We start from the raw sequence: 23,869 nt of genomic DNA on the forward strand, positions 1-23,869 counted from the left end.
CCCTCTCCACAGTGAGACGGCAGTGGAATTCCTAGCATGGCGGGATCGGGAGCGGCAAGGTTCGCATTGTGGGCGGCGGCCGAAGTTAGGGGGCCCTAGGGGTTCTGGCTGCATCACCCGTTCAACAAGCTTATCCATATGGCGATCGACTTCAAGGCAGGCGAACAAACAGAGACGGGAACGAACGGCGCAAGAGCCTCGGCAATGGTATTCCCGGGAATCAGTGAAGTCCCTTTCGATAAAGTGGCCAAGTTTCTGCTCATCAATCCCGCGGCGCGTGGTCTGACGGCGGAGGCCGACGAGATTCTCGGGTACTCGCTCGTGGAGCGGTGCCGGGCCACCGAAGACCCCTTCTCGGAATACTCGCGGGTGGCTTTCCTGGTGAGTTGTCTGGCTCTCGCGCGGTGGGCCGAGGACGAGCTCGGCGCCGAACCGGAGGCGTGTGTCGGCCCGAGCTTCGGCGGCACGCCCGCCGCGGTGCACGCGGGCTCCCTCGCCTTCGCCGACGCGGTGCGGCTCACCGCCGGCTGGAGCCACCGCCTGGACCGGTACTTCGCCGAGCAGTACGGGGACGTGGTCACCCAGTCCTTCGCGCGGGTGCCGTCGCAGGCGCTCGACGAGGTGCTCGCGGAGCTGACCGCCGAGGGCGAGTGGTACGACATCGCCTGCCGGGTCGACGAGGACTTCCACATGCTGTCGCTGCGTGAACGCCGGGTCGACTGGCTGCGCCACCGGCTGCGCGCGATCGGCGGGCTCGCGCTCTACACGATGCGGCCGCCGATGCACTCGCGGGCCTTCGGAGAGCTGCGCGACGACATCGAGCGCACCCTCTTCGACGGCCTGGAGTTCGCCGATCCGCGGCTGCCGGTCGTCTGCGACCACGACGGGAAGCCGCTGCACACGGGCGACGAGATCAGGACCATGCTCCTGGACGGGATCGTCCGGGCGGTGCAGTGGCCGACCGCGCTCGACACGTTGCGCGGACGCGGTATCGGCACCCTCTGGGTCGCGGGCCCGGACAGCCTCTGGGGCCGGGTGCGCGTCGCGACCCGGAACTTCGACGTCGTACAGCTGACACCGGAGAAGGCACTCGCGCCGCGCCGCAGGAAAACCGCCGCATAGAGCGCGCGGAAGTTTCGGAAAACGTCTGGGAATACAGGTGAGCACCGCCGTGGAAACGGCGGTGCTCCGGGTCAGGCGGCAGCGGAGACGATGGTGGAGACGGTGCCCCAGAGCGCGGCGGGAGTGGCGAAGTTGTCGATGTCCATCGCGTCGTCGACAAAGCGGACGCCGAAGGTGTCCTCGAGTTCGGCGAGCACTTCCACCATCGCCATCGAGTCAAGTCCGAAATCACGGAGAACGAGGTCGGGGGTCAGCGGTTCATCGGCCGCGAGGGACGGCAGATTCCGGCGGAGTATTCCTTCGAACTGGTCGTTCCACATAGCGCCTCCAGAATCGTCGTACACACGATCAGGCCGTCAGGCTAAACCCCGGCACCGGGTACTCCCCTACCCCTAGCGCCCCCTCTTTCGCTGGAGAGCTGATGCACGTCACCGTCAAGAACTCCCCGCAGGAACGCTTCCTGCGGGGCCTCGCCACGTCGCCGAAGGGCACGGCCCTGCGCGTCGGCGCCGACCTGTTCGGCTACGAGCACCTGCACGAACTCGCGCTGCGCTGGTCCGGCGCGCTCCTCGCGGGGCTGCCCGAGCCGCCGAGGGCGATAGGGGTCCTCGCGCAGAAGGGCATCGAGAGTTACGCGGGCATCCTCGCCGCCCTCTACACCGGCGCCGCGGTCGTCCCGCTGCACCCCGGCTTCCCCGCGTCCCGTACGCGGCGGATGCTGGCGGCGTCGGGCGTGGACGCGCTGATCGCGGACCCGGCGGGGCTCGCGGCGCTCGCCGACACCGGCGTGACGGACATTCCGGTGCTCGCCCCGGGTGATGCCGGCGCGACCGGCGCCGCGTTCCGGCTGATCGAGGCGGACCCCCGGCGCGCGCTGGACGCGCCGCGCCCCGTGGGCCCGGACGACCCGGCCTATCTGCTCTTCACGTCCGGTTCGACGGGACGCCCCAAGGGGGTGCCGATCAGCCACGGCAGCCTCGACCACTACTTCCGGCTGATGGACCGGCGTTACGACTTCACTCCCGACGACGTCTTCTCGCAGGCCACGGAGGTGAACTTCGACTGCTCCATGTTCGACCTCTACTGCGCCTGGGGCGCGGGGGCGAGCGTGCACGCGGTGCCCGGACGCGCCTATCTGGACCTGCCGGCGTTCCTGGCCGAGCGGCGCATGACCGTGTGGTTCTCCACGCCGAGCAGCATCGCCGCGGTGCGCCGCAGGGGCGGTCTCAAGCCCGGTTCGATGCCGACGCTGCGCTGGAGCTTCTTCGCCGGTGAGGCGCTGCTCTGCGCCGACACCGCCGACTGGCAGACGGCGGCACCCGGATCGGCGGTGGAGAACCTCTACGGGCCGACCGAGCTGACCATCACGATCACCGGGCACCGCTGGGATCCGGAGCGCTCACCGCGGCTCGGCGTGAACGGTGTCGTACCGATCGGGGCGGTGCACGCGGGGCACGACATCCTGCTGCTCGGCCCGGAGGGCGTGGCCTCCGGGGACGACGGCGAGGGCGAGCTGTGCGTCACCGGTCCGCAGATGTCGGCGGGCTATGTCGACGCCGAGGACAACGAGGGGCGGTTCCTGCACCACGCCGGGCGCACCTGGTACCGCACCGGCGACCGGGTACGCAGGCTGCCGGACGGCGAGCTCGTCTATCTGGGCCGTGCGGACAGCCAGGTGCAGATCCAGGGCTGGCGGGTCGAGCTGGCCGAGGTCGACGACGCGATCAGGTCCTGCGAGGGGGTGACCGACGCGGCGACGGTGACCCGGCCCGCGGCCCACGGCACCGAGCTGTTCGTCTACTACACGGGCGTCCCGACCTCGCCGGCCCTGCTGACCAAGCAGGCGCGCGAGGTGCTGCCCAGCGGTCTGGTGCCCCGGCACTACCGGCACATCGACGAGTTCCCGCTGAACCCGAACCGGAAGATCGACCGCAGACGGCTCGCGGCGGACGCCCTGGTGCACTGAGCCTCCGCCGCAGGGGGCCCCGCGTCGCCGCTCGGGCCCCGTCGCGCGGCCTCCGCTCACGCGCGGGCCTCCGCTCAAGCCGTGACGGAGGCCCGTGCGGCGACGCGGGCGGCGATGCCGTCCATGACGCAGCGCAGGCCGAACTCCTCGCCGTCGGCGGCCGTCGGGTCGAAGGCGCCCGCCGACATCGCCTCCATCAGGGCGGGGTAGTGGTCCCCGTGCTCCCGCAGGACGCTCACGGCCACGGCGTCCCACTCCTCGTCCGGGACGCCGGCCTGGTCCTGCTCGGGCTCGGCGGCGGGCGTGCGGTGGTTCCAGCTCTGCACCAGGCCGGTGAGGGTGAAGACGACGTCGAGCTTCTCGGCGCCGGTCAGCCCCGTGTCGGCGAGGGCGGCGACGGCGGCCTCCAGCCACTGCGCCTGGTTGGGGCCCATCAGCCGGGGCCGTGCCGCGAGCTCGAACATCCACGGGTGGTGGTGGTGGACGTCCCGGAAGTCCCTGGCCCACTTCTCCAGCTTGGGACGCCAGCCGTCGCCGAGGTCGCCGAGGCCGGGGGCGCCGTCGAGCGCCGCGTCCAGCATCAGGTCGATCAGCTCGGCCTTGCCCGGCACATAGCGGTACAGCGACATCGTGGTGAAACCGAATTCACTCGCGACGCGCTGCATGGAGACGGCCGACAGGCCCTCGACGTCCGCCACCTCGATGGCGGTCTGCACGATCCGCTCGATGGAGAGTCCCGGCTTGGGGCCACGGCTCGGCCGTTCGCTCTCGCCCCACAGCAACTTCGTGCTGCGGGCGACTCCACGAGGTGCGCCATTCCTTCCCACAGACATCTGCACTCCCGGCGCTCAGTTCCGCGGCCCTCCGACACACGGATGCTTGTGAAATGTGCTCATGGACCATGGTCCACTCAGACTGTATACACGACAGACAGTCGGCGGGGGACTTCTCGGGGGGTACGTCGCAGGGTACCAGCGGACGCGGTACGGAGCCCGGTCCGCGCGACGGTCCGTACGGTGTGCGCGCCCCCTAATGATGGCGGGCCGCCCCCTATCGGAGCCTTGTGCGAACCTGAACCGACGGCCCGCTCAATAGCCTTCATCGCATGGCTAATCAAGTGGAATGCACTCCCGAACTGCTTTCCTACGTCCGTGAAATATCGCTGCGGGACGACCCGGTCCTCAGCGGCCTGCGCGCGGAGACCGGCGCGCTCCCGGCCGGTCACGCCCTGCAAGTCATGGCGGAGGAAGGCCAGTTGCTCGCACTCCTGGTCGGGCTCACCGGGGCGCGCACGGTATTGGAGATCGGCACCTTCACCGGTTACAGCACGCTCTGCATGGCCCGCGCCCTGCCGCCCGCCGGACGGGTCATCACCTGCGACATCACCGACCGCTGGCCGGACATCGGCAGGAAATACTGGGAGCGGGCCGGGGTCGCGGAGAAAATCGACGTACGTATTGGTGACGCGATCGAAACGCTCGGCAAACTGACCGCCGAACTGGGCGAGGAATCCGTCGATCTCGCATTCATCGACGCGGACAAGGCGAACTACCCGGCGTACTACGAGGCGGCGCTCGCATTGCTCCGCCCCGGCGGTCTGGCCGTCGTCGACAACACGCTGTTCTTCGGCCGGGTCATCGACCCGGAGGCCCAGGACCGGGACACGGTCGCGGTGCGTGAGCTCAATGCGCTGCTGCGCGACGACCACCGGGTGGAGATCTCGCTCCTCCCGGTGGCCGACGGTGTCACGCTGGTGCGCAAGTCGCAGGGCTGAGCGGCGACGGGCCGCGCTGCCGCCGTGCTCCGGTTCTCCCGTTACGGCTGGGGAGCCGGAGCCGCCGCGGCGAGGTCCACCGCGGTGAGCCGGAGCGTGGTGGGCGCCTCCTTCGGCTCGGGGCGCAGATGCAGGTGCTGCACCTCGGCCGTCCCCGGCCCGCCGTCGCCGAGCGCGGCGAGGCAGTCGCACGGCTCGTCGGCGAAGCCCGCGAAGCGGTAGGCGATCTCCATCATGCGGTTGCGTTCGGTGCGCCGGAAGTCGGCGACCAGATGGACGCCCGCTGCCGCCGCCCGGTCAGTCAGCCAGTTCAGGATGACCGTGCCGGCGCCGAAGGACACCACCCGGCACGAGGTGGCGAGGAGCTTCAGGTTCCACACCCCGGGCCTGCGCTCGATGAGCAGGACGCCCACCGCGCCGTGCGGGCCGAACCGGTCGGCCATCGTCGTGACGAGTACTTCGTGGTCCGGGTCCGAGAGCAGTGCGCGCAGCGCGGCGTCGGAGTAGTGCACGCCGGTCGCGTTCATCTGGCTGGTGCGCAGGGTGAGTTCCTCGACGCGGGAGAGCTCGTCGGGCCCGGCGCGGCCGATGGTCATCTCCAGCGCGAGGGAGCGCAGGAACTCCTCGTCCGGGCCCTTGAACTCGGACTGCTCGGCCTCCCGGCGGAAGGTCGCCTGGTACATCTCGCGGCGCCTGCGGGAGTCGACGGTCACCGTGCCGGGGGTGAACTCGGGCAGGTCGACGAGGCCCAGTGCCTGCTCGGCGGGGTAGCAGCGCACCTCGGGCAGCCCGAAGGCCACCTCGGCGCGCTCGGCGGGCTGGTCGTCGATGAAGGCGATGGTGCCGTGTGCGAACTTCAGGCGCTCGGCGATCGCCGCCACCGACTCGGACTTGGGTCCCCAGCCGATCCGGGGCAGCACGAAGTACTGGGCGATGCCCAGTTTTTCCAGCCGCTCCCAGGCGAGGTCGAAGTCGTTCTTGCTGGACACGGACTGCAGGATGCCGCGCGAGTCGAGGGTGCTGATCACCTCTCGTATCCCGTCGGGCAGCTCCACGTCGCCGTCCTCCAGCAGGGTGCCCTGCCACAGGGTGTTGTCGAGATCCCAGACCAGGCATTTCACCAGGGTCGGACGGTCCGCCACGCTTCCTCCAGAATCGGGGCCAGAATCGGTGGTTGGTTCATCTCGATGCGGTGAGGGCGTGCCGGGCAAGGATCGTCTGGCAGATCTCATTGCTCCCCTCGATGATCTCCATGAGCTTCGCGTCCCGGTAGGCGCGCGCGACCACATGGCCGTCCTGGGCGCCGGCCGACGCGAGGACCTGGACGGCGGACGCGGCGCCGCGTGCGGCGTGTCCGGCGCTGGTGTGCTTGGCGAGGACGCTCTCGATCACCATGTCCGGCGATCCGGCGTCCCAGCTGCGGCTGGCGTGTTCGCAGACGCGGGTCGCGGTCTGCTCCGACACCAGGAGTTCGGCCAGATGCCGTGCCACCAGCTGGTGTTCGGCAAGGGGTTTGCCGGACTGCCGGCGTCCCGCGGCATGCCGGGTCGCCGCGTCGAGGCAGGCGCGCAGGATGCCCACGCAGCCCCAGGCGACCGACATCCGGCCGTAGGACAGCGCGGTGGTCACGACCAGGGGCAGCGGCAGCGCGGTACCGCCGAGCAGGTTCGCGGCGGGCAGCCGTACCGCGTCGAAGCGCAGGTTGGCGTGGCCGGCGGCGCGGCAGCCCATGGGGTCGGCGACCCGTTCGACGTGGACGCCGGGTGCGGTGGCGGGCACGGCGGCGAAGGCGACGCCGTCCTCGTGGCGGCCCACGATCAGGAGCAGATCGGCGTAGGCCGCTGCGGTGACCCACTTCTTCTCGCCGTCGAGGACGATCTCGTCGCCGTCGCGGCGGATCTCGGCGGCCATCGCGGAGAGGTCGCTGCCCGCGTCCGGCTCGCTGAACCCGACGGCGGCGAGCCGCCCGGAGGCCAACTCGCCGAGGTAGAGCCTGCGTTGCTCAAGGGTGCCGAGCCGCTGGACGGTCCAGGCCGCCATGCCCTGCGAGGTCATGACGCTGCGCAGGGAGCTGCAGAGGCTGCCCGCGTACGCCGTGAACTCGCCGTTCTCCAGGCTGCTCGCCCCGATTCCGCCGTACTCGGCGGGCACTTGGGCGCAGAGGATGCCCTGGGCGGCGAGTTTGCGCAGCACCTCGTCGGGCAGCAGGCCCGCGCGGTCCCAGGCGTCGGCGTTCTCCCCGACCAGGTCGCCGAGGAGGGCGCGGGCCGCCGTGAGCCGGTCAGACATCGCCGGCCGAGGCGTCGCGCAGGCCGAGCACCAGGGACGTCATGCGCTGCACGGTGCGGAAGTTGTCCAGCTTGAGGTCGGGGCCGACGATGGCGACGGCGTACGTGCCCTCCAGGTGGACGACCAGCTCCATGGCGAACATCGAGGAGACGAGTCCGGACGCGAAGAGGTCGTGGTCCGCGGTGATCGAGGTGCCGAGCTTGCCCTCCAGGTGGCGGAGCAGTCCTTGCTCGATGCCCTCGGCGGTCAGCGGGGCGCTCTCGCTCAACTGGTCAGTCACGGCTTTGCCTTTCCGTAGTCGTAGAAACCGCGGCCGGACTTGCGGCCGAGGGAGCCTTCGCGCACCTTCTCGACGAGCAGTTCGCTGGGGCGGCAGCGCTCGTCGCCGGTCCGTTCGTACAGCGCGTTGAGGGCGTCGACGAGGTTGTCGATGCCGATCAGGTCGGCCGTGCGCAGGGGGCCCGTCGGGTGGCCGAGGCAGCCCTCCATCAGGCGGTCGACCGCCTCGACGGAGGCGGTGCCCTCGGCTACGACGCGCGCCGCGTCGTTGATCATCGGGTGCAGCAGCCTGCTGGTGACGAAGCCGGGGGCGTCCGCGACGACGACCGGCTCGCGCCCCGCGGCGGCGAGCAGGGCGGCGACGGAGCTCATGGTGGCCTCGCTGGTGCGCGGGCCCCTGATGACCTCGACCATCTTGATCAGGTACGTGGGATTCATGAAGTGGGCGCCGACGAGTTCGCCGGGGCGGGCCACGGAATCGGCGAGTTCGTCGATCGGGATGCCCGAGGTGTTGGAGATCAGCGGGGTGCCGGGGCGGACGGTTTCCGAGGCCTCGGCGAGCGCCTTTGTCTTGACGTCGGTCAGTTCGGTGACGGCCTCGACGACGGCGGTGGCGTCGGCGATTTCCGTGACGGACTGAGCGGTCACGAGTTCACCGGGCGTGCCGTCGGCGGGCAGCGCCCCCAACAGCTGGGCGTGCCGCAGCTGTTGGCGGATGCGCGGCCCGGCCGCTTCGAGCGCCGCCGCGCTGGTGTCGATCAGGACGACGGGGATGCCGCGTCCGATGGCCATGGTGGCGATGTTCCCGCCCATGACGCCCGCTCCCAAGATGGCGAGCCGGTGTTCTGCCTGCGCTGTCGCCACCGAACCTCCAAGCCTCCGCATAACTGCTTTCCGGTCAATTCATCGGTGTCTATACCGATGAAGACGGTACGGAAATGGCTGATCGCCGGGCAACCCCTAGAGATTGCCGGAACCCCCCTATGTTCAGGGAATTCGCGAATGAAATGCGGCGTGCCGGGGGCGCCTTTGCGGTCGATTCCGGTACGACTGCACGGCGGACCCGGCACGGCTCGATCCGGTGCCCCGCGGGGCGCTGACCCCCGTCCGCACACGTGTCCCACCCCCTTGACAGGGCCTCGACCGGGGCACTCGTTGACACCTCGGCGAGCATTTGTGTATAACATAAACACCAACGTCTGCGGCGTATACAGTTTGCGCCGGGAGCACACACGGAGAGCAGAAGATGACCGATCACCTGGGCGGGCAAAAGACAGCCGAACGCCCCAATCTCAGCCCGGCACGGCGCTGGTTCGCGTTGGGTGCCCTCTGTCTGGGCGCGCTGGTCATCAGCGTCGACCTGACGGTGCTCCAGCTGGCCATCCCGTCCGTGACCGAGGACCTGTCCCCCACGTCGACCGAGATCCTGTGGATCGCCGACATCTACGGCCTGGTCATGGCGAGCATGCTCATCACGATGGGCATCGTCGGTGACCGCATCGGCCACAAGAAGCTGATGCTCATCGGCGCGTTCACCTTCGCCGGTGCCTCGGCGCTCGCCACCTGGTCGCCCAACGCGGAGCTGCTCATCGCGAGCCGCGCACTGCTCGGCGTATCCGGCGCGACGATCTACCCGACGACGCTCTCGATCATCCGGAACGTCTTCACCGACCCGAAGGAACGCACCGCCGCGATCGGCATCTGGACCGGCATGATCAGCGGTGGCACCGCGCTCGGCCCGGTCATCGGCGGCCCGCTGCTCGACAACTTCTGGTGGGGCTCGGTCTTCCTCATCAACCTGCCGCTCATGGGCCTGCTCATCGTGACCGGCATCATCCTGCTCCCCGAGTCGCGCAACCCGAACGCCGCCCGCCCCGACATCCCCAGCATGGTGCTCTGCGCGCTGGGCATCGTCGCGGTCGTGTACGCGGTGCAGGAGTCCGTCCGTGACGGCTTCACCGAGCCGAAGATCCTCGCCGCCCTCGCCATCGGCATCGTCGCCCTCGCCCTGTTCGGCTTCCGGCAGACGCGCCTGAACCAGCCGATGGTCGAGCTGAAGCTGTTCCGCAACCGCGCGTTCTCCGGGGCGTTCATCGCCAACGCCTTCACCATGTTCGCGTCGGTCGGTGTGCTGCTCCTGGTCAGCCAGTACCTGCAGTTCGTCCAGGACTGGTCGCCGCTGAAGGCCGCCCTCGGTCTGCTGCCGCCGGCCGGTGCCGGCATGCTCTGCGCCCCGCTGATCGGCGCGCTCATCCCCCGCTGGGGCCAGGCCCGCGTGGTCGCGCTCGGCCTCGGGCTGCTCTCCCTGGCGATGGTCCTCTACAGCCGCGCCGGTGCCGACTCCGACTACGTGACCGTCCTGATCCCGACGATCGTGCACGGCGCCGCCGCGTCCTGCATCTTCGCCTGCACCGTCAACATCATCGTGAACAGCGCGCCGAAGGAGAAGTCCGGTACGGCCTCCGGGCTCGCCACCACCGGCGGTGAACTCGGCGCCGCCATGGGCATGGCCGTACTCGGCACCATCCTCAACAGCCTGTACCACAAGAACTTCGACACCCCCTCGGGGCTGACCAAGGAACAGGCCGAGCAGGCCGGCGACTCCATCGGCTCCGCCATGCAGGTCGCCGCCCAGTCGCCGGGCCAGGTCGCCGAGCAGATCACGGAGTCCGCCAAGGCCGCCTACGCCGACGGCATGCAGGCCGCCGTCCTGGTCAACGCGGGTGTGCTCGCCGCGATCTGTCTGCTCACCCTGATCACCCTGCGCGGACTGCCCAGGGTGTTCACGGACGAGCCGGCCGAGGAGACCGGGGCCCAGCCGGCCCAGGGGGCCGAGCTGCCCACCGCGCGCCTGACCCCCGACGAGTCGCGCGCACGCTAGCGAAGGGCGACCCGCCGCCCGCACCCCCGGTGCGGGCGGCGGCGCCATCCGTACTGATCGTGGAAGGCCAAAACTGTGACTGTGGGTAGGTTGATTCGCTTCGATGCGGCCCGCGGGTACGGATTCATCACTCCCCAAGGCGGTGGGAGCGACGTTTTCATGCACGCGAACGAATTCCTTTCCGACGATTCCCTCCTGAAGCCGGGAAGTCTCGTGGAATTCGAAACCGTGGAGAGTGAGCGTGGCATCCGGGCGATCGACGTGCGCCACATCGGCGGCAGCGAACCGGACCGCGTGACCGCCCCTGTCGTCTCCGACGCGCTCACCATCTCCGAGTTCCTGCGCGAGGTGACAGATCTGATCATCGAGGGTGCGCCCACCGCCACGGGCCAGCAGATCGTGCAGATCCGCGAACGCTTCAGCCAGGCGGCGCGCAGCCACGGCTGGGTGCTCGACTGACCCGAAACTCCCCCTAACCCGGCCGTGAAAACGGGGTTAGGGGGTCTCTTCCCTTTTCTCGTCCGGCCGCCCGGCGATAGGAAATCCATAGCCGAAGGCTTCCGAGGGCTTCCGAGAAATGTGGCAGGAGAACCATGAACCGGGTAGCAGGAAAAGTTGTCGTCATCACCGGCGCGGCGCGAGGTCTCGGCCGCAGCCATGCGGTCCGGCTCGCGGAGGAGGGCGCCGACATCATCGCGCTCGACGTCTGCGCCGACTCCGCCAACGCGGAGTACGCGGGTGCCACCCCCGCCGATCTGACGGAGACCGTCCGGCTCGTCGAGAAGGCGGGCCGCCGCGCGGTCGCCCGCACCGCCGACGTACGCGACCGGGCCGCCCTTGAACAGGCCGTCAGCGAGGGCGTCGCCGAACTCGGCGGCCGCCTCGACGTGGTCGTCGCCAACGCCGGCATCAACCCGATGGGCGCCGACAAACCCGTCAGCGCCTTCACCGAGACCGTCGACGTGAACCTGGTCGGCACGCTGAACACCGTGCACGCGGCCCTGCCGCACCTGGGCGAGAACGCCTCCATCGTCCTGATGGGCTCGGTCGCCGGTCTCCTTCCCCGGTACGACGGCAATCCGGGCGCGGGCCCCGGCCCCGCCGCGTACGCCTTCTCCAAGCACGCGATCTCCGAGTACGCGAACTGGCTCTCGGTGCAGCTCGCGCCGTCGGGCAAGCGGGTCAACGTGGTGCACCCGACCAATATCGCCACCGACCTGCTCAAGAACGAGGCCGCGTACCGCACCTTCCGCCCCGACCTGGAGAGCCCGACCGCGGCGGACGTGGAGATGGTCTTCCAGATGAGCCACGGCATGCCGATCGCCTATCTGGAGCCGAACGACGTGTCGCACGCGGTGGTCTACCTGGCCTCCGACGAGTCGCGCTACATCACCGGCGCCCAGCTCAAGATCGACGCGGGCATGATCGGCAAGATCGAGGCCGGCTTCCGCATGGGCGGCTGATCCACCACGTACGGAACACGCGAAGGCGCCGGGGCGGTCGCATCCGCCCCGGCGCCTTCGCGTTGTGCCCGCGGTGACTACTCCTTGACCTGGAGCGGCAGGTACTCGAAGCCCTGCAGACCGGTGGCCGTGCGGCGCTCGGTCACTCCCGCGACATCGATCTCGGAGAAGCGGTTGATCATCTTGGGCAGGATGACCTGCGCCTCCATCCGGGCCAGGTTCGCGCCCAGGCAGTAGTGCGCGCCGCCGCCGAAGCTGACGTGCGGGCCCTCGCTGCGCGTCAGGTCGAGCCGGTCCGGGTCGGTGAACTGCGCGGGGTCGCGGTTCGCGCCCGCCGTCATCAGGAAGATGAGCCGGCCGTCGGGGATCGTCTTGTCGCCGAGCTGGATGGTCTCCGAGGTCAGCCGGATCGTGCCCGCGATCGGCGTGCCGTGCCGCAGCAGCTCCTCCACCGCACCGGGCGTGATCTCCGGCTTGTTCCGCCACAGGGCCAGCTGGTCACGGTTCTCGAGAAGCGTGTAAAGACCCATGCTGATCAGGTTGGTGGTGGTCTCGAAGCCCGAGATGAAGAGGAAGGTGGAGAGCGCCATCAGGTCCTCGTCGCTCAACTGGCCGTCGTCCGTGGCCTTGAGGAGCGTCGAGATGAGGTCGTCCTGCGGCTTCTTGCGGCGCTCCTTGAAGATCTCCTCGAAGTGCCCGCGCAGCTCCATCACCGCGACATCGGCCCGCGCGAGCTCCTCCTCGCTGTAACCGCCGCCGCCCCAGACCCGGGTCCAGTCGTTGGCCAGGTCGTAGAACATCATTCCCTGCTCGTCGGGAACGCCGAGGATCTCGCTGATCACCGAGACCGGGAAGGGGCTCGCGACCGTCTTGACGAGGTCCACCACCGTGCCGCCGCTCGCCTTGTCCGCGAGGTCGTCCAGGTGCCGGTCCGCGAGCCGCTCGATCGAGGCGCGCATCTGCTTGATCAGCGCCGGCGAGAAGAGCGAGGCCGCGAAGTCCCGGATACGGGTGTGCTCCGGCGGGTCCAGGGTGACCATCGCGCGAAGGAGCAGCCGCAGCGCGTCGTGCTGCTCCCAGTCCTCACGGCGCTTGGTGAAGCCGCGGGTGCCGTTGCGCATGCTCGGCATCTTCGCGGCGGCGGACACCTCCTTGTAGCCGGTGATGGCGAACGCCCCGAGCGTGGTGCTCTCGTATACGCGGTTGATCTTGCGCAGCGATTCATAGAGGGGATAGGGATCCACCGGCTGGGGCGGGGTGCCCAGCTTCATAATCGCCTCTTCTGCCTCCTGAATGGCGGCATCAGATATCGACATCACGGACTCCGATCTCGGCAGGACCTTTTTCCCGGCGGGATCGCTTCCCGACGGAACGGAATTGAATACCTGTCGGAAAGGCTATGGCGCCCGCCCTGGACCCCCTACCCCTAAGCTCCCCTAAGCTCCCCGGGTGTGCGGTCAGACCGCTCCCAATTCGTCGTCGATGGCCTCGAATAGCTCTTCGTACGAAGCGGATTCGTAATCGTCGGCAGGCGTCTGCGACGCCGCGCCCGCGTCGGCGTCCCGCCATTTCCGCAGCAGGGCGTCGAGCCGGGCCGTGACCCGGGAATGATCCCGGTCCGCCAACGCCGCCCCGGCCAGGGCCGCTTCGAGCCGGTCCAGCTCCGCGAGCACGGGCTGCGCGGCGTTCCCCTCTGCGGGCGCCGCGAGTTCGTCGATACGGCCCGCCACCGCCTGCGCGCTGGGGAAGTCGAAGACCAGGGTCGCCTCCAGGGGCAGCCCGGTGGCCGCGCGGAGCCGGTTGCGCAGCTCGACGCCGGTGAGCGAGTCGAAGCCCAGCTCCTGGAACGCCCGCTCGGGGCGCACCGCTTCGGCCGACGCGTGACCGAGGACCGACGCCACCTGCGTACGCACCAACGTCAGCACGGTACGCATCCGCTCCTCCGGCGAGAGCCCGGCGAGGCTCTGCACGAACCGGTCCGGAGACACCCCTCCGGCGCGGGCCGGCTGCCGGGACGGCGCGGGGACGAGACCGCGCAGCAGCGCCGGGGTCTGCTCGGCCGCGGCGGCGCCGGCCCTCGCCTGCGCCCTGAGGGCACGGGCGTCGAGCCGCAGCAGCACGGCATCGTCGTCGGCGCCGCCGAGCACGGCGTCGAAGAGCGCGAAGCCCTCGTCCCTGGTGAGCGAGGGCACGCCCTGCGCGGCGAGGCGCCGCCGGTCCTCGTCGCCGAGTCCGGGCCTGGCCTCCCAGGGCCCGAACGCCATGGACGTGACGGGAAGTCCACGCGCCCTGCGGTACGCGACGAGGGCGTCCAACTGGGCGTTGCCCGCCGCGTACGCCGCCTGCCCCGCGGCGAAGAGGGTGCCACCGGCGTCGGACAGCACGACGAAGGCGGTCAAGTCGGCTGATTCCTGGGTCAGTTCATGCAGGTTCCAGGCAGCGTCGGTCGCGGGACGCAGCGCGGCGTCCAACGCGTCGGGCCGCAGGGATCCGATGAGCCCGTTGGCCGCCGGGGGCACGATGTGCACGACAGCGGCGAGGGGGCGCTCCGGGGGGATGCCGGCGAGGAGGGCGGTGAGGGCCTCGCGGTCGGCGGGGTCGCAGGGGGCGACTTGGGGGGTGGCGCCGAGGGTGGTGAGGTCGGTGAGGTCGGCGAAGCTGTGAGTTTCACCGCTTTCACGGCTTTCACGGCTTTCACTGTTGTCGGCGGGCGCGTCGCCGCCGGTCAGGAGGAGGTGGCGTACGCCGTGTTGCGTCACGAGATGCCGGGCGACCTCGATGGCGAGCGGGCCCGCACCGCCGGTGATGAGGACGGTGCCGTCGGGGTTCGGGGCCGCGGGGGCGTCCGACGGGGCCGGGGCGTCGGGCGCGGGGACTCGGACGAGCCGGGGCACGCGCACCTGTCCGGCGCACAGGGACAGTTCGGGTTCGCCGGTGGCGATGGCCGGGGCGAACTCTGCGGGGAGGTGGTCATGGTCGTCGGCCGCGAGGTCCACGAGGTCCACGAGGACGAAGCGGCCCGGATTCTCCGCTTCGGCCGCCCGGACCAGGCCCCATACAGGGGCGTGGCGCAGGTCGGCTCCGTCGGTGACACCACGGGTGACGACGACGAGCCGCGCTGCGGAGGACCGCTCGTCGGCCAGCCAGGACTGGACGGCCTTCAGGGCTTCGCCGGGGGATTCGGGGCAGTGGAGGAGGGTGTGGGCAGGGGTCGTGACCTCGGTGGTGAACTCGAGGAGGCCTGCGGACTCGGGGAAGCTTGCGGGCTCGGGGAGTTCGGCAGTGTCGATCAGCTCGGCGAGTTCGCCGAGTTCGCCGTACTCGGCGAGTTCGGCGACTTCCCCGAGTTCGACCCGGCCGTCGGGCTCCTCGGTGGCAAGCCCCTCGACGGTCAGCGGCTGCCACTCCACCCGGAACAGGGCACCGCCGATGCCGTCGAGGCCGTCGAGCGCCGTGCCGAGCTGGTGCGGCTCGACGGGACGCCACGTCAGCGCGGCGGCGGACCCCACGGGCCGGCCGTTCTCGTCGGCCAGCGTCAGCCTCGCGTCGTCGCCGCCTCCCGCCGAGATGTGCACCCGCAGGGAGGAGGCTCCGGTCGCGTACAGAGTGACGTCGCGCCATGACGAGGCGAGCACCATGGTTGCGTCGTCCCCGGCCGCGAGCCACGGCTGCGTCGCCGCGTCCAGGAGCGCGGGGTGCAGGCCGAACCGGCCCGCGTCCGCTTCCGCCCCGTCGGGCAGGGCGACCTCGGCGAAGATCTCGTCACCGCGCCGCCAGGCGGACCGCAGGCACTGGAACGCCGGGCCGTACAGGTGCTCCCGGCCGAACAGCCGGTCGTACGCACCGTCCACGTCCACCGGAACCGCACCGGGCGGGGGCCAGGCCACGAGATCGGCGGCCGTTCCGGCGGGCGCTTCGGAGACGCCAGCGCTCAGGACGCCCTCGGCGTGCCGGGCCCATTCCTGTTCTGCCGGGGAGTCCTCACTGCGCGAGAACACGGTGAAGCCGCGCCGCCCGGATTCGGCGTCAGCCGCCCCCACCATCACGTGCAGCTGAACACCGCCGCGCTCGGGCAGGATCAGCGGCGCCTTCAGCTCCAACTCCTCGACGAGACCGCAGCCGACCTGGTCACCGGCGCGGACCGCCAACTCGACGAAGACGCTGCCAGGTAGTACGGCGGTCTCCTCCAGTCGGTGATCCGCCAGCCAGGGCTGGGTCTGGAGCGAGAGGCGTCCGGTCAGGACCACGCCGCCGGTCTCGGCCAGCGTGACGGCCGCGCCCAGCAGGGGGTGATCCGCGCTGTCCTGGCCGACCGCTGCCGCGTCGCCGGTGGTGGCGGGGGACTCCAGCCAGAAACGCTGACGCTGGAAGGCGTAGGTGGGCAGGTCCACGTGGGGGCGCGGGCCGCCGCCGAAGAACGCGGACCAGTCCACGGGTACGCCCCGTACATGGGCCGATGCCACTGCGGTCACAGCCTGGCGGGACTCGTCACGGCCCTTGCGTAGGAGCGGATGGAACACCACTTCCCCGTCGGAAGCGGTCGGGGGCAGGCAGTTCTCGCCCATCGCGGAGAGCACGCCGTCCGGGCCCAACTCCAGGAAGGTCGTGACTCGTTCGGTGAGTAGTGTCTGTACGCCGTCGTGGAAACGGACGGCCTCGCGGACATGCCGCACCCAGTACTCCGGCGACGCCAGATCAGCCGCCGTCGCCAACACACCCGACACGTTCGACACCACCGGGATACGAGGTTCGGCGAACGTCAGACCCTCCGCAACCCTGCGGAACTCGTCCAGCATCGGCTCCATCCGCGCCGAGTGGAAGGCATGACTCACATTCAGCCGCTTCACCTTCCGACCCCGGCCCCGCAACACCTCAGCGACCGCATCCACCGCCGCCTCATCACCCGAGACCACAACCGCCGAAGGCCCATTGACCGCAGCGATACCGACCCCGTCGGAGAGGACCTCGCGGACCTCGTCCTCCGTCGCCTGCACCGCCGCCATCGCACCACCAGCAGGCAACGCCTGCATCAACCGACCACGCGACACGACCAGCCGAGCCGCATCCGCCAGCGACAGCACACCAGACACATGCGCCGCCACCAACTCCCCCACCGAATGCCCCAGCAAGAAGTCCGGCCGCACACCCCAGTGCTCCATCAACCGGAACAGCGCCACCTCCACCGCGAAGAGCCCGGCCTGCGTGAACTCGGTGCGGTTCAGGGCCCGTTCATCAGCCCACACCACATCCCGCACCGAACCGTCACCGCCCACGTGCGCGTCCAGCTCCGCACACACCGCATCAAAAGCATCGGCGTACACAGGGAAGGTCTCGTACAACTCCCGTCCCATCCCAAGGCGTTGACTCCCCTGCCCCGTGAACAGGAACGCCGTGCGCCCTCGGGCCTCGGCCCCACGTACCTCGCCCAGACCGTCTGCCAGGTCCCGCAACCCCTGGAGGAGTTCCCCCCGGTCGGCGCCGACGACTGCCGCGCGGTGCTCGTGCCGGGCTCGGGAGGTGACCAGGGCGTACGCGATGTCCGCCGGCTCGGCGTCGGCGTGAACCGTCAGCTGAGCGGCGACTCGGGCCGCCTGCTCCAGGACGCCTTGCTCGCTCTTCGCCGAGATCACCCACGGGACGATCACGCCGGGCGCAAGCCCAGGGACCTTGTCCGTCTCAGGAGTGTCAGCCGTCTCAGTCGGCGATATCTCTTCGAGGATGACGTGGGCGTTGGTGCCGCTGATCCCGAAGGACGAGACTCCCGCGCGGCGCGGGCGACCATCGGCCTGCGGCCACTCGCGCGCCTCGGTGAGCAGTTGAACATTTCCCTCCGTCCAGTCCACCTGCGTGGACGGCGCGTCGACGTGCAGGGTCTTGGGCAGGACGCCGTGCCGCATCGCCTGCACCATCTTGATGATGCCGCCCACGCCCGCCGCCGCCTGCGCGTGACCGATGTTGGATTTGAGGGAGCCCAGCCACAGCGGGCTGCCCTCCGGGCGGTCCTGGCCGTACGTCGCCAGCAGCGCCTGCGCCTCGATCGGGTCCCCGAGTGTCGTGCCGGTGCCATGCGCCTCGACCGCGTCGACATCAGCGACCGTGAGGCCCGCATTCGCCAGTGCCTGGCGGATGACGCGACGCTGCGAGGGGCCGTTCGGCGCGGTCAGCCCGTTGCTCGCGCCGTCCTGGTTGACGGCGGAACCGCGCACGACCGCCAGCACGGGGTGCCCGTTGCGCCGCGCGTCCGACAGCCGCTCGACGAGCAACATGCCTACGCCCTCGGACCAGTTGGTGCCGTCCGCCGCGTCCGCGAAGGACTTGCAGCGGCCGTCCCGTGCCAGGCCGCGCTGGCGGCTGAACTCCACGAAGTTCTCCGGCGTCGCCATCACGGTGGCTCCGCCCGCGAGGGCGAGCGAGCACTCGCCCGCGCGCAGTGCCTGGATCGCCCAGTGCAGTGCCACCAGCGACGACGAGCAGGCGGTGTCCACCGTGACCGCAGGGCCCTCGAAGCCGAAGTTGTACGACACCCGGCCCGAGGCGATCGAGCCCGCGGCGCTGCTGTAGGTGTAGTCGTGGTACATCAGCCCGGTGAAGACACCCGTGTCGCTGCCGTGCAGGGACGCCGGGTCGATGCCGGCGCGCTCCATCGCCTCCCAGGACGCCTCGAGCAGCAGACGCTGCTGCGGGTCCATGGTGAGCGCCTCGTTGGGGCTGATCCCGAAGAAGTCCGGGTCGAACTCGGCGGCGCCGTAAAGGAATCCGGCCTCGTTCACATAGCTGGTGTCCGGTCGGCTGCTGTCGGGGTCGAAGAGCTGCGCGGTGTTCCAGCCCCGGTCCTCGGGGAACGGTGCGATGCCGTCACTCCCCTCGGCCACCAGCCGCCACAGGTCCTCCGGCGACTCCACGCCGCCGGGGTAGCGGCAGCTCATCCCCACGATCACGATCGGATCGTCGCCAGCGCCGCCGCCGGACGTCACCGTACGTGCGGCCACCGCCGCACTCTCGTCGACCGAACCGGACACCTCAGCGAGCAAGTAGCGGGCAAGGACCAGCGGGGACGGGTAGTCGAAGATCAACGTGGCGGGCAGCCGCAGGCCAGTGGCCCCGCCCAGACTGTTGCGCAGCTCCACCGCCGCCAGCGAGTCGAAGCCCAGGTCCCGGAAGGCCCGGTCCGCCTCCACCGCATCGGCGGACGCGTGGCCGAGCACCTCGGCCGCCTGCTCCCGCACCATCAGCAGCAGCGCGCCCTCCCACTCCTCCTCAGGCAACCCCGCGAGCCGCCTGCGCAAGGAGCCCGCGTCCTCCCGCGCACCGGCCGCACTCCGCCGCCCCACCGGCACCAACCCCCGGAACAGGGGTTCAAGCGTCTCCGCCTGTGATCGCAGGGCCTGGAGATCGAGCCGTACGGGTACGAGGGCAGGCCGGCCGCAGACGGCTGCGGCGTCCAGAAGAGCGAGGCCGTCCTCGGCGGACAGGGGGAGCACGCCGCCTTGCGCCATACGGGCACGGTCCGCGTCGTCCAACTGACCGTTCATGCCATCGACTTGATCCCAGAGCCCCCAGGCGAGGGACTGGGCCGGGAGGCCTTGGGCGCGGCGGTGGGTGGCGAGGGCGTCGAGGTAGGCGTTGGCGGCCGCGTAATTGCCCTGGCCCGGCGTGCCCATCACCCCGGATGCGGAGGAGAACAGGACGAACGCCGTCAGCGGCATGTCCTGGGTCAGCTCGTGCAAGTGTCGGGCCGCGTCCGCCTTCGGGGCGAGCACCGTGGCAAGGCGCTCGGGAGTCAGAGACGTGATCACGCCGTCGTCCAGGACACCGGCCGTGTGCACGACGCCCGTCAGGGCGCGACCAGCCAGCAGGGACGCCACCGAATCCCGGTCCGCGACATCGCAGGCCGCGACCTCGACCTCAGCACCCAGCTCTTCCAGCTCCGACACGAGAGCCGACGCCCCCGGAGCCTCCAGCCCCCGCCTACTGGTCAACAGCAGACGTCGTACGCCATGAGTAGCAACCAAATGCCGGGCCACCAACGCACCAAGCGCCCCCGTACCACCCGTGACCAGCACCGAACTCCCCGGCCCGAACACACCCTGTCCGTCGGCCTGTTGAGCAGACACCCGCCCCAGCCGCGCGCCGTACGCGACACCATCGCGCACCACCACCTGCGGCTCCCCCGTACCGACGACCAGCGCCAGGTCGGACTCGTCGGCGTCCGCGAGGACGATGCGGTCCGGGTCCTCGGCCTGCGCGGACCGCACCAGGCCCCACGCCGCCGCGCCGGCCAGGTCAGGGACGTCCTCGCCGTCCAGGCCCACCGCGCCGCGCGTCAGCACGACCAGCCGCGCGCCCGCCGCCTCCTGCTTCTCCGCCGTCCAGGCCTGCACGGCCTCCAGGACCCGGCCCAGCTCACCCTGTACGTCGTCGCCCCCACCGCACCGCAGCACGGTGACGTCGTCCCCAACTGCCGTACCGGCAGCGGAAACCGGCACCCACTCCACCTGGAACAGGGAACCGTCACCCGGCTCCGTACCGGCAGCGGCCAACTGCTCCGGAGCGAACTCCCGCAGCGTCAGGGACTCCACGGACAGCACGGCCCGCCCGCTCACATCCGCCGCCGCCAGCGACACCACGCCGTCCCGCAGCGACCGCACCCGCACGCGCAGGGCCGAGGCGCCGGACGCGTGCAACTCCACGCCGCTCCACGAGAACGGCAGCATCACCCGCTCCCCCGCCACGCCACTCAGCGCCATGCCGTGCAATGCCGCGTCCAACAGCGCCGGGTGCAGCCCGAAGGCCTCAGCATCCACCCCCTCCGGCAGCGCGACCTCGGCGTACACGTCGTCGCCCGACCGCCAGGCGGCGCGCAGCCCCTGGAACACCGGCCCGTAGTCGAGGCCGACCTCGCCGAAACCGTCGTACAGATCCGCGACGTCCACCACCTCCGCACCCACCGGAGGCCACTGCCCCAAGTCGAACGAAGGCTCCTCGGCACCGCTGCGAGCCAGCACGCCCTCCGCGTGCCGCACCCACTCCCGGTCGCCCTGACCGTCATCGAGGCGGGCGAACACGCCCACCGGGCACCGGCCCGCGGCATCGGCCTCACCGACGACCACCTGCACGGCGACACCGCCACGCTCGGGCAGCACCAGCGGAGCCTGCAACGTCAGCTCCTCCACCACACCACAGCCGACCTCGTCACCGGCCCGGATCGCCAACTCCGCGAATCCCGTACCGGGGAACAGGACCAGCCCGCCCACAGCATGATCCGCCAGCCAAGGCTGACCCTGCACCGACAACCGCCCCGTCAGGACCACACCACCGGACCCCGCCAACGCGACCGCCGCACCCAACAGCGGATGCCCGGCACCATCCAGACCGGCCGCCGAGGCGACACCTCCGGAACGCTCCCAGTACCGCTCGTGCTGAAAGGCGTAAGTGGGCAGGTCGACACGCGGGCGCGAGCCACCGAGGAACTGCTCCCAGCCGAGCGAGACCCCGCGTACGTAGGCCGATGCCACTGCGGTCACAGCCTGGCGGGACTCGTCGCGGCCCTTGCGCAGGAGCGGATGGAACACCACGTCGGAGGCGCCTGACGGCAGGCAGTCCTGGCCCATCGCCGAGAGCACGCCGTCCGGGCCCAACTCCAGGAAGGTCGTGACTCGTTCGGTGAGTAGTGTCTGTACGCCGTCGTGGAAACGGACGGCCTCGCGGACATGCCGCACCCAGTACTCCGGCGACGCCAGATCAGCCGCCGTCGCCAACACACCCGACACGTTCGACACCACCGGGATACGCGGTTCGGCGAACGTCAGACCCTCCGCAACCCTGCGGAACTCGTCCAGCATCGGCTCCATCCGCGCCGAGTGGAAGGCATGACTCACGTTCAGCCGCTTCACCTTCCGACCCCGGCCCCGCAACACCTCAGCGATCGCATCCACCGCCGCCTCATCACCCGAGACCACAACCGCCGACGGCCCGTTGACCGCAGCGATGCCCACCCCGTCAGACAGAACCTCGCGAACCTCATCCTCAGTCGCCTGCACCGCCGCCATCGCACCACCAGCAGGCAACGCCTGCATCAACCGACCACGCGACACCACCAGCCGAGCCGCATCGGGAAGCGACAGAACTCCGGCGACATGCGCCGCCACCAGCTCCCCCACCGAATGCCCCAGCAAGAAGTCCGGCCGCACACCCCAGTGCTCCATCAGCCGGAACAGCGCCACCTCCACCGCGAAGAGCCCCGCCTGCGTGAACTCCGTCCGATTCAGGGCCTCTTCATCACCCCAGACCACATCCCGCACCGAACCGTCGCCGCCCACGTGCGCGTCCAGCTCCGCACACACCGCATCAAAAGCATCGGCGTACACAGGGAAGGCCTCATACAACTCCCGGCCCATCCCCAACCGCTGACTCCCCTGCCCCGTGAACAGGAACGCGAGCTTCCCCTCCGCGACCCTGTCCCGGACCACCCGCGCCGACGACTCGCCGCGCTCCACCGTCCCCAGTGCTTCGAGAAGCTCCGCGCGGTCCTGGGCGAGGAGGGCCGCGCGGTGCTCGAAGGCTGTGCGGGTGGTGGCCAGGGCGAGGGCCACGTCGGCCGGGGGCTGCTCCGGGTGGGCGGTGAGGTGGGCGCGCAGACGGGTTGCCTGGTCGCGCAGGGCGTCCGGGGTCTTGGCCGTGAGCGGTACGGGGAGGAGTGGCGGGGTGTCGCCGCCGGTCGGCTCGTCCGAAGGAGCGGGCGCCGGGACCTGCTCCAGGATCAGGTGCGCGTTCGTGCCGCTCGCGCCGAACGACGAGACGCCCGCTCGTCGCGGCCGCCCGCCGGTGTCCGGCCAGGGGCGGTTCTCGGCGAGCGGGCGTACCGCGCCCGCCGTCCAGTCCACGTGCGGCGACAGCTCGTCCAGGTGCAGCGAGCGGGCCAGCGTTCCGTGCCGCATGGACTCGATCATCTTGATGACTCCGGCGACACCGGCCGCGGCCTGGGTGTGCCCGAGGTTCGACTTCAGCGAGCCGACGTACAGGGGGCTGCCCTCCGGGCGGTCCTGGCCGTACGTCGCGAGCAGCGCCTGCGCCTCGATCGGGTCGCCCAGCTTCGTGCCCGTGCCGTGCGCCTCCACCGCGTCCACGTCCGCCGCCGTGAGGCCCGCGTTGCTCAGCGCCTGGCGTATGACGCGCTGCTGCGAGGGGCCGCTGGGCGCGGTCAGGCCGTTGCTCGCGCCGTCCTGGTTGACCGCCGAGCCGCGGATCACGCCGAGCACGGGGTGGTTGTTGCGCCGTGCCTCGGAGAGCCGTTCCAGGAGCAGCATGCCGACGCCCTCGCCCCAGGCCGTGCCGTCGGCGGCGGCCGAGAACGGCTTGCAGCGGCCGTCGGCGGCCAGGCCCCGCAGCGAGCTGAACTCGACGAACGTCTGCGGGGTCGACATCACCGTCACACCGCCCGCGAGCGCCAGCGAGCACTCGCCGCGCTGCAGCGCCTGCATCGCCCAGTGCATCGCCACCAGCGAGGACGAGCACGCCGTGTCGAGCGAGACGGCGGGGCCCTCGAGACCGAGGGTGTAGGCGACGCGGCCCGAGACGAGGCTGCCGTTGCCGCTGTTCGTGCCGTAGTCGTGGTAGATCACGCCGGCGTAGACGCCGGTGCGGCTGCCGCGCAGGGAGGCGGGGTCGACGCCCGCGCGCTCGATCGCCTCCCAGGACGTCTCCAGGAGCAGCCGCTGCTGCGGGTCCATGGTGAGTGCTTCCCGCGGGCTGATGCCGAAGAATCCGGCGTCGAACTCACCGGCGTCGTAGAGGAATCCGCCGTCCTTGACGTACGTCCTGCCGGGCTTGCCCGGTTCGGGGTCGTACACCTCGTCGAGGTTCCAGCCGCGGTCGTCCGGGAAGCCGGAGATGGCGTCCGTGCCGTCCGCCATGAGCCGCCAGAGGTCCTCCGGGGAGGTCACGCCGCCGGGGAAGCGGCAGGCCATGCCGACGACGGCGATGGGTTCGGCGGCTGCCGACAGCAGCCGGTTGTTCTGCTGTCGCAGCCGCTCGTTCTCCACCAGCGAGGTGCGGAGCGCTGCCACGACCTCCTCGACGGATGCCTCCATGGCGAT

13 protein-coding genes and 1 pseudogene are annotated in these 23,869 nt (G+C 70.5%); 6 read left to right on the forward strand and 8 right to left on the reverse strand.

Annotation, left to right across the window (positions count from 1 at the left end; translation table 11 throughout):
* The first annotated feature begins 243 nt into the window (after positions 1-243).
* Positions 244-1,122: an ACP S-malonyltransferase gene (locus ACIBKX_RS18980; protein WP_363275248.1), complete on the forward strand. Its 879-nt coding sequence runs from the start codon at positions 244-246 to the stop codon at positions 1,120-1,122.
* Between the two features lie 71 nt (positions 1,123-1,193).
* Here ACIBKX_RS18980 and ACIBKX_RS18985 read toward each other — a convergent pair whose 3' ends face one another.
* The gene (locus tag ACIBKX_RS18985) at positions 1,194-1,442 is read right to left on the reverse strand and encodes an acyl carrier protein (RefSeq protein WP_363275249.1); all 249 of its coding nucleotides are present in this window, start codon (positions 1,440-1,442) and stop codon (positions 1,194-1,196) included.
* 101 nt (positions 1,443-1,543) lie between these two features.
* Between ACIBKX_RS18985 and ACIBKX_RS18990 the strand changes: the two genes are divergently transcribed.
* Positions 1,544-3,088 (forward strand): AMP-binding protein, encoded by a 1,545-nt coding sequence (locus ACIBKX_RS18990; RefSeq protein ID WP_363275250.1) that lies wholly within the window; start codon positions 1,544-1,546, stop codon positions 3,086-3,088.
* A 74-nt stretch (positions 3,089-3,162) separates the two neighbouring features.
* Here the strand turns inward: ACIBKX_RS18990 and ACIBKX_RS18995 are convergent, their stop codons facing one another.
* Positions 3,163-3,921: a TetR/AcrR family transcriptional regulator gene (locus ACIBKX_RS18995; RefSeq protein WP_363275251.1), complete on the reverse strand. Its 759-nt coding sequence runs from the start codon at positions 3,919-3,921 to the stop codon at positions 3,163-3,165.
* Positions 3,922-4,193: 272 nt separating this feature from the next.
* Between ACIBKX_RS18995 and ACIBKX_RS19000 the strand changes: the two genes are divergently transcribed.
* Positions 4,194-4,862: a class I SAM-dependent methyltransferase gene (locus tag ACIBKX_RS19000; protein ID WP_363275252.1), complete on the forward strand. Its 669-nt coding sequence runs from the start codon at positions 4,194-4,196 to the stop codon at positions 4,860-4,862.
* A gap of 41 nt (positions 4,863-4,903) precedes the next feature.
* On the opposite strand, the gene ACIBKX_RS19005 is transcribed toward ACIBKX_RS19000, so the two are convergent.
* The 4 genes from ACIBKX_RS19005 to ACIBKX_RS19020 are packed head-to-tail and all read right to left on the reverse strand — an operon-like array spanning position 4,904 to position 8,294.
* On the reverse strand, positions 4,904-6,004 hold the full coding sequence (locus ACIBKX_RS19005) for an HAD-IIIC family phosphatase (protein ID WP_363275253.1): 1,101 nt from the start codon (positions 6,002-6,004) through the stop codon (positions 4,904-4,906).
* 37 nt (positions 6,005-6,041) lie between these two features.
* Positions 6,042-7,151 carry an acyl-CoA dehydrogenase family protein gene (locus tag ACIBKX_RS19010; protein ID WP_363275254.1) on the reverse strand — a complete coding sequence of 370 codons (1,110 nt, stop codon included), beginning with the start codon at positions 7,149-7,151 and terminating at the stop codon, positions 6,042-6,044.
* Positions 7,144-7,431, reverse strand: a complete 288-nt coding sequence (locus ACIBKX_RS19015; RefSeq protein WP_363275255.1) for an acyl carrier protein — start codon at positions 7,429-7,431, stop codon at positions 7,144-7,146. The genes ACIBKX_RS19010 and ACIBKX_RS19015 overlap by 8 nt, the downstream gene beginning before the upstream one ends.
* The gene (locus ACIBKX_RS19020; RefSeq protein WP_363275256.1) at positions 7,428-8,294 is read right to left on the reverse strand and encodes a 3-hydroxyacyl-CoA dehydrogenase family protein; all 867 of its coding nucleotides are present in this window, start codon (positions 8,292-8,294) and stop codon (positions 7,428-7,430) included. The genes ACIBKX_RS19015 and ACIBKX_RS19020 overlap by 4 nt, the downstream gene beginning before the upstream one ends.
* Positions 8,295-8,676: 382 nt before the next feature.
* Between ACIBKX_RS19020 and ACIBKX_RS19025 the strand changes: the two genes are divergently transcribed.
* From ACIBKX_RS19025 to ACIBKX_RS19035, 3 genes are all read left to right on the forward strand, one after another.
* Complete coding sequence (locus ACIBKX_RS19025; RefSeq protein WP_363275257.1) at positions 8,677-10,311, forward strand: DHA2 family efflux MFS transporter permease subunit; 1,635 nt, start codon at positions 8,677-8,679, stop codon at positions 10,309-10,311.
* Between the two features lie 81 nt (positions 10,312-10,392).
* Positions 10,393-10,770 (forward strand): cold shock domain-containing protein, encoded by a 378-nt coding sequence (locus ACIBKX_RS19030; RefSeq protein ID WP_363275259.1) that lies wholly within the window; start codon positions 10,393-10,395, stop codon positions 10,768-10,770.
* Positions 10,771-10,904: 134 nt separating this feature from the next.
* Entirely contained in the window at positions 10,905-11,774 is an 870-nt protein-coding gene (locus ACIBKX_RS19035; protein WP_363275260.1) for a mycofactocin-coupled SDR family oxidoreductase, read from the forward strand.
* Positions 11,775-11,851: 77 nt separating this feature from the next.
* Here the strand turns inward: ACIBKX_RS19035 and ACIBKX_RS19040 are convergent, their stop codons facing one another.
* Positions 11,852-13,090 (reverse strand): cytochrome P450, encoded by a 1,239-nt coding sequence (locus ACIBKX_RS19040; protein WP_399375834.1) that lies wholly within the window; start codon positions 13,088-13,090, stop codon positions 11,852-11,854.
* Positions 13,091-13,231: 141 nt separating this feature from the next.
* Positions 13,232-23,839: pseudogene (locus tag ACIBKX_RS19045) on the reverse strand (SDR family NAD(P)-dependent oxidoreductase); the annotation flags it as partial.
* Between the last annotated feature and the right edge of the window lie 30 nt (positions 23,840-23,869).

The sequence above is a fragment of the Streptomyces sp. NPDC050658 genome (assembly GCF_044457025.1).
In the GTDB taxonomy this organism is placed as follows: Bacteria; Actinomycetota; Actinomycetes; order Streptomycetales; family Streptomycetaceae; genus Streptomyces.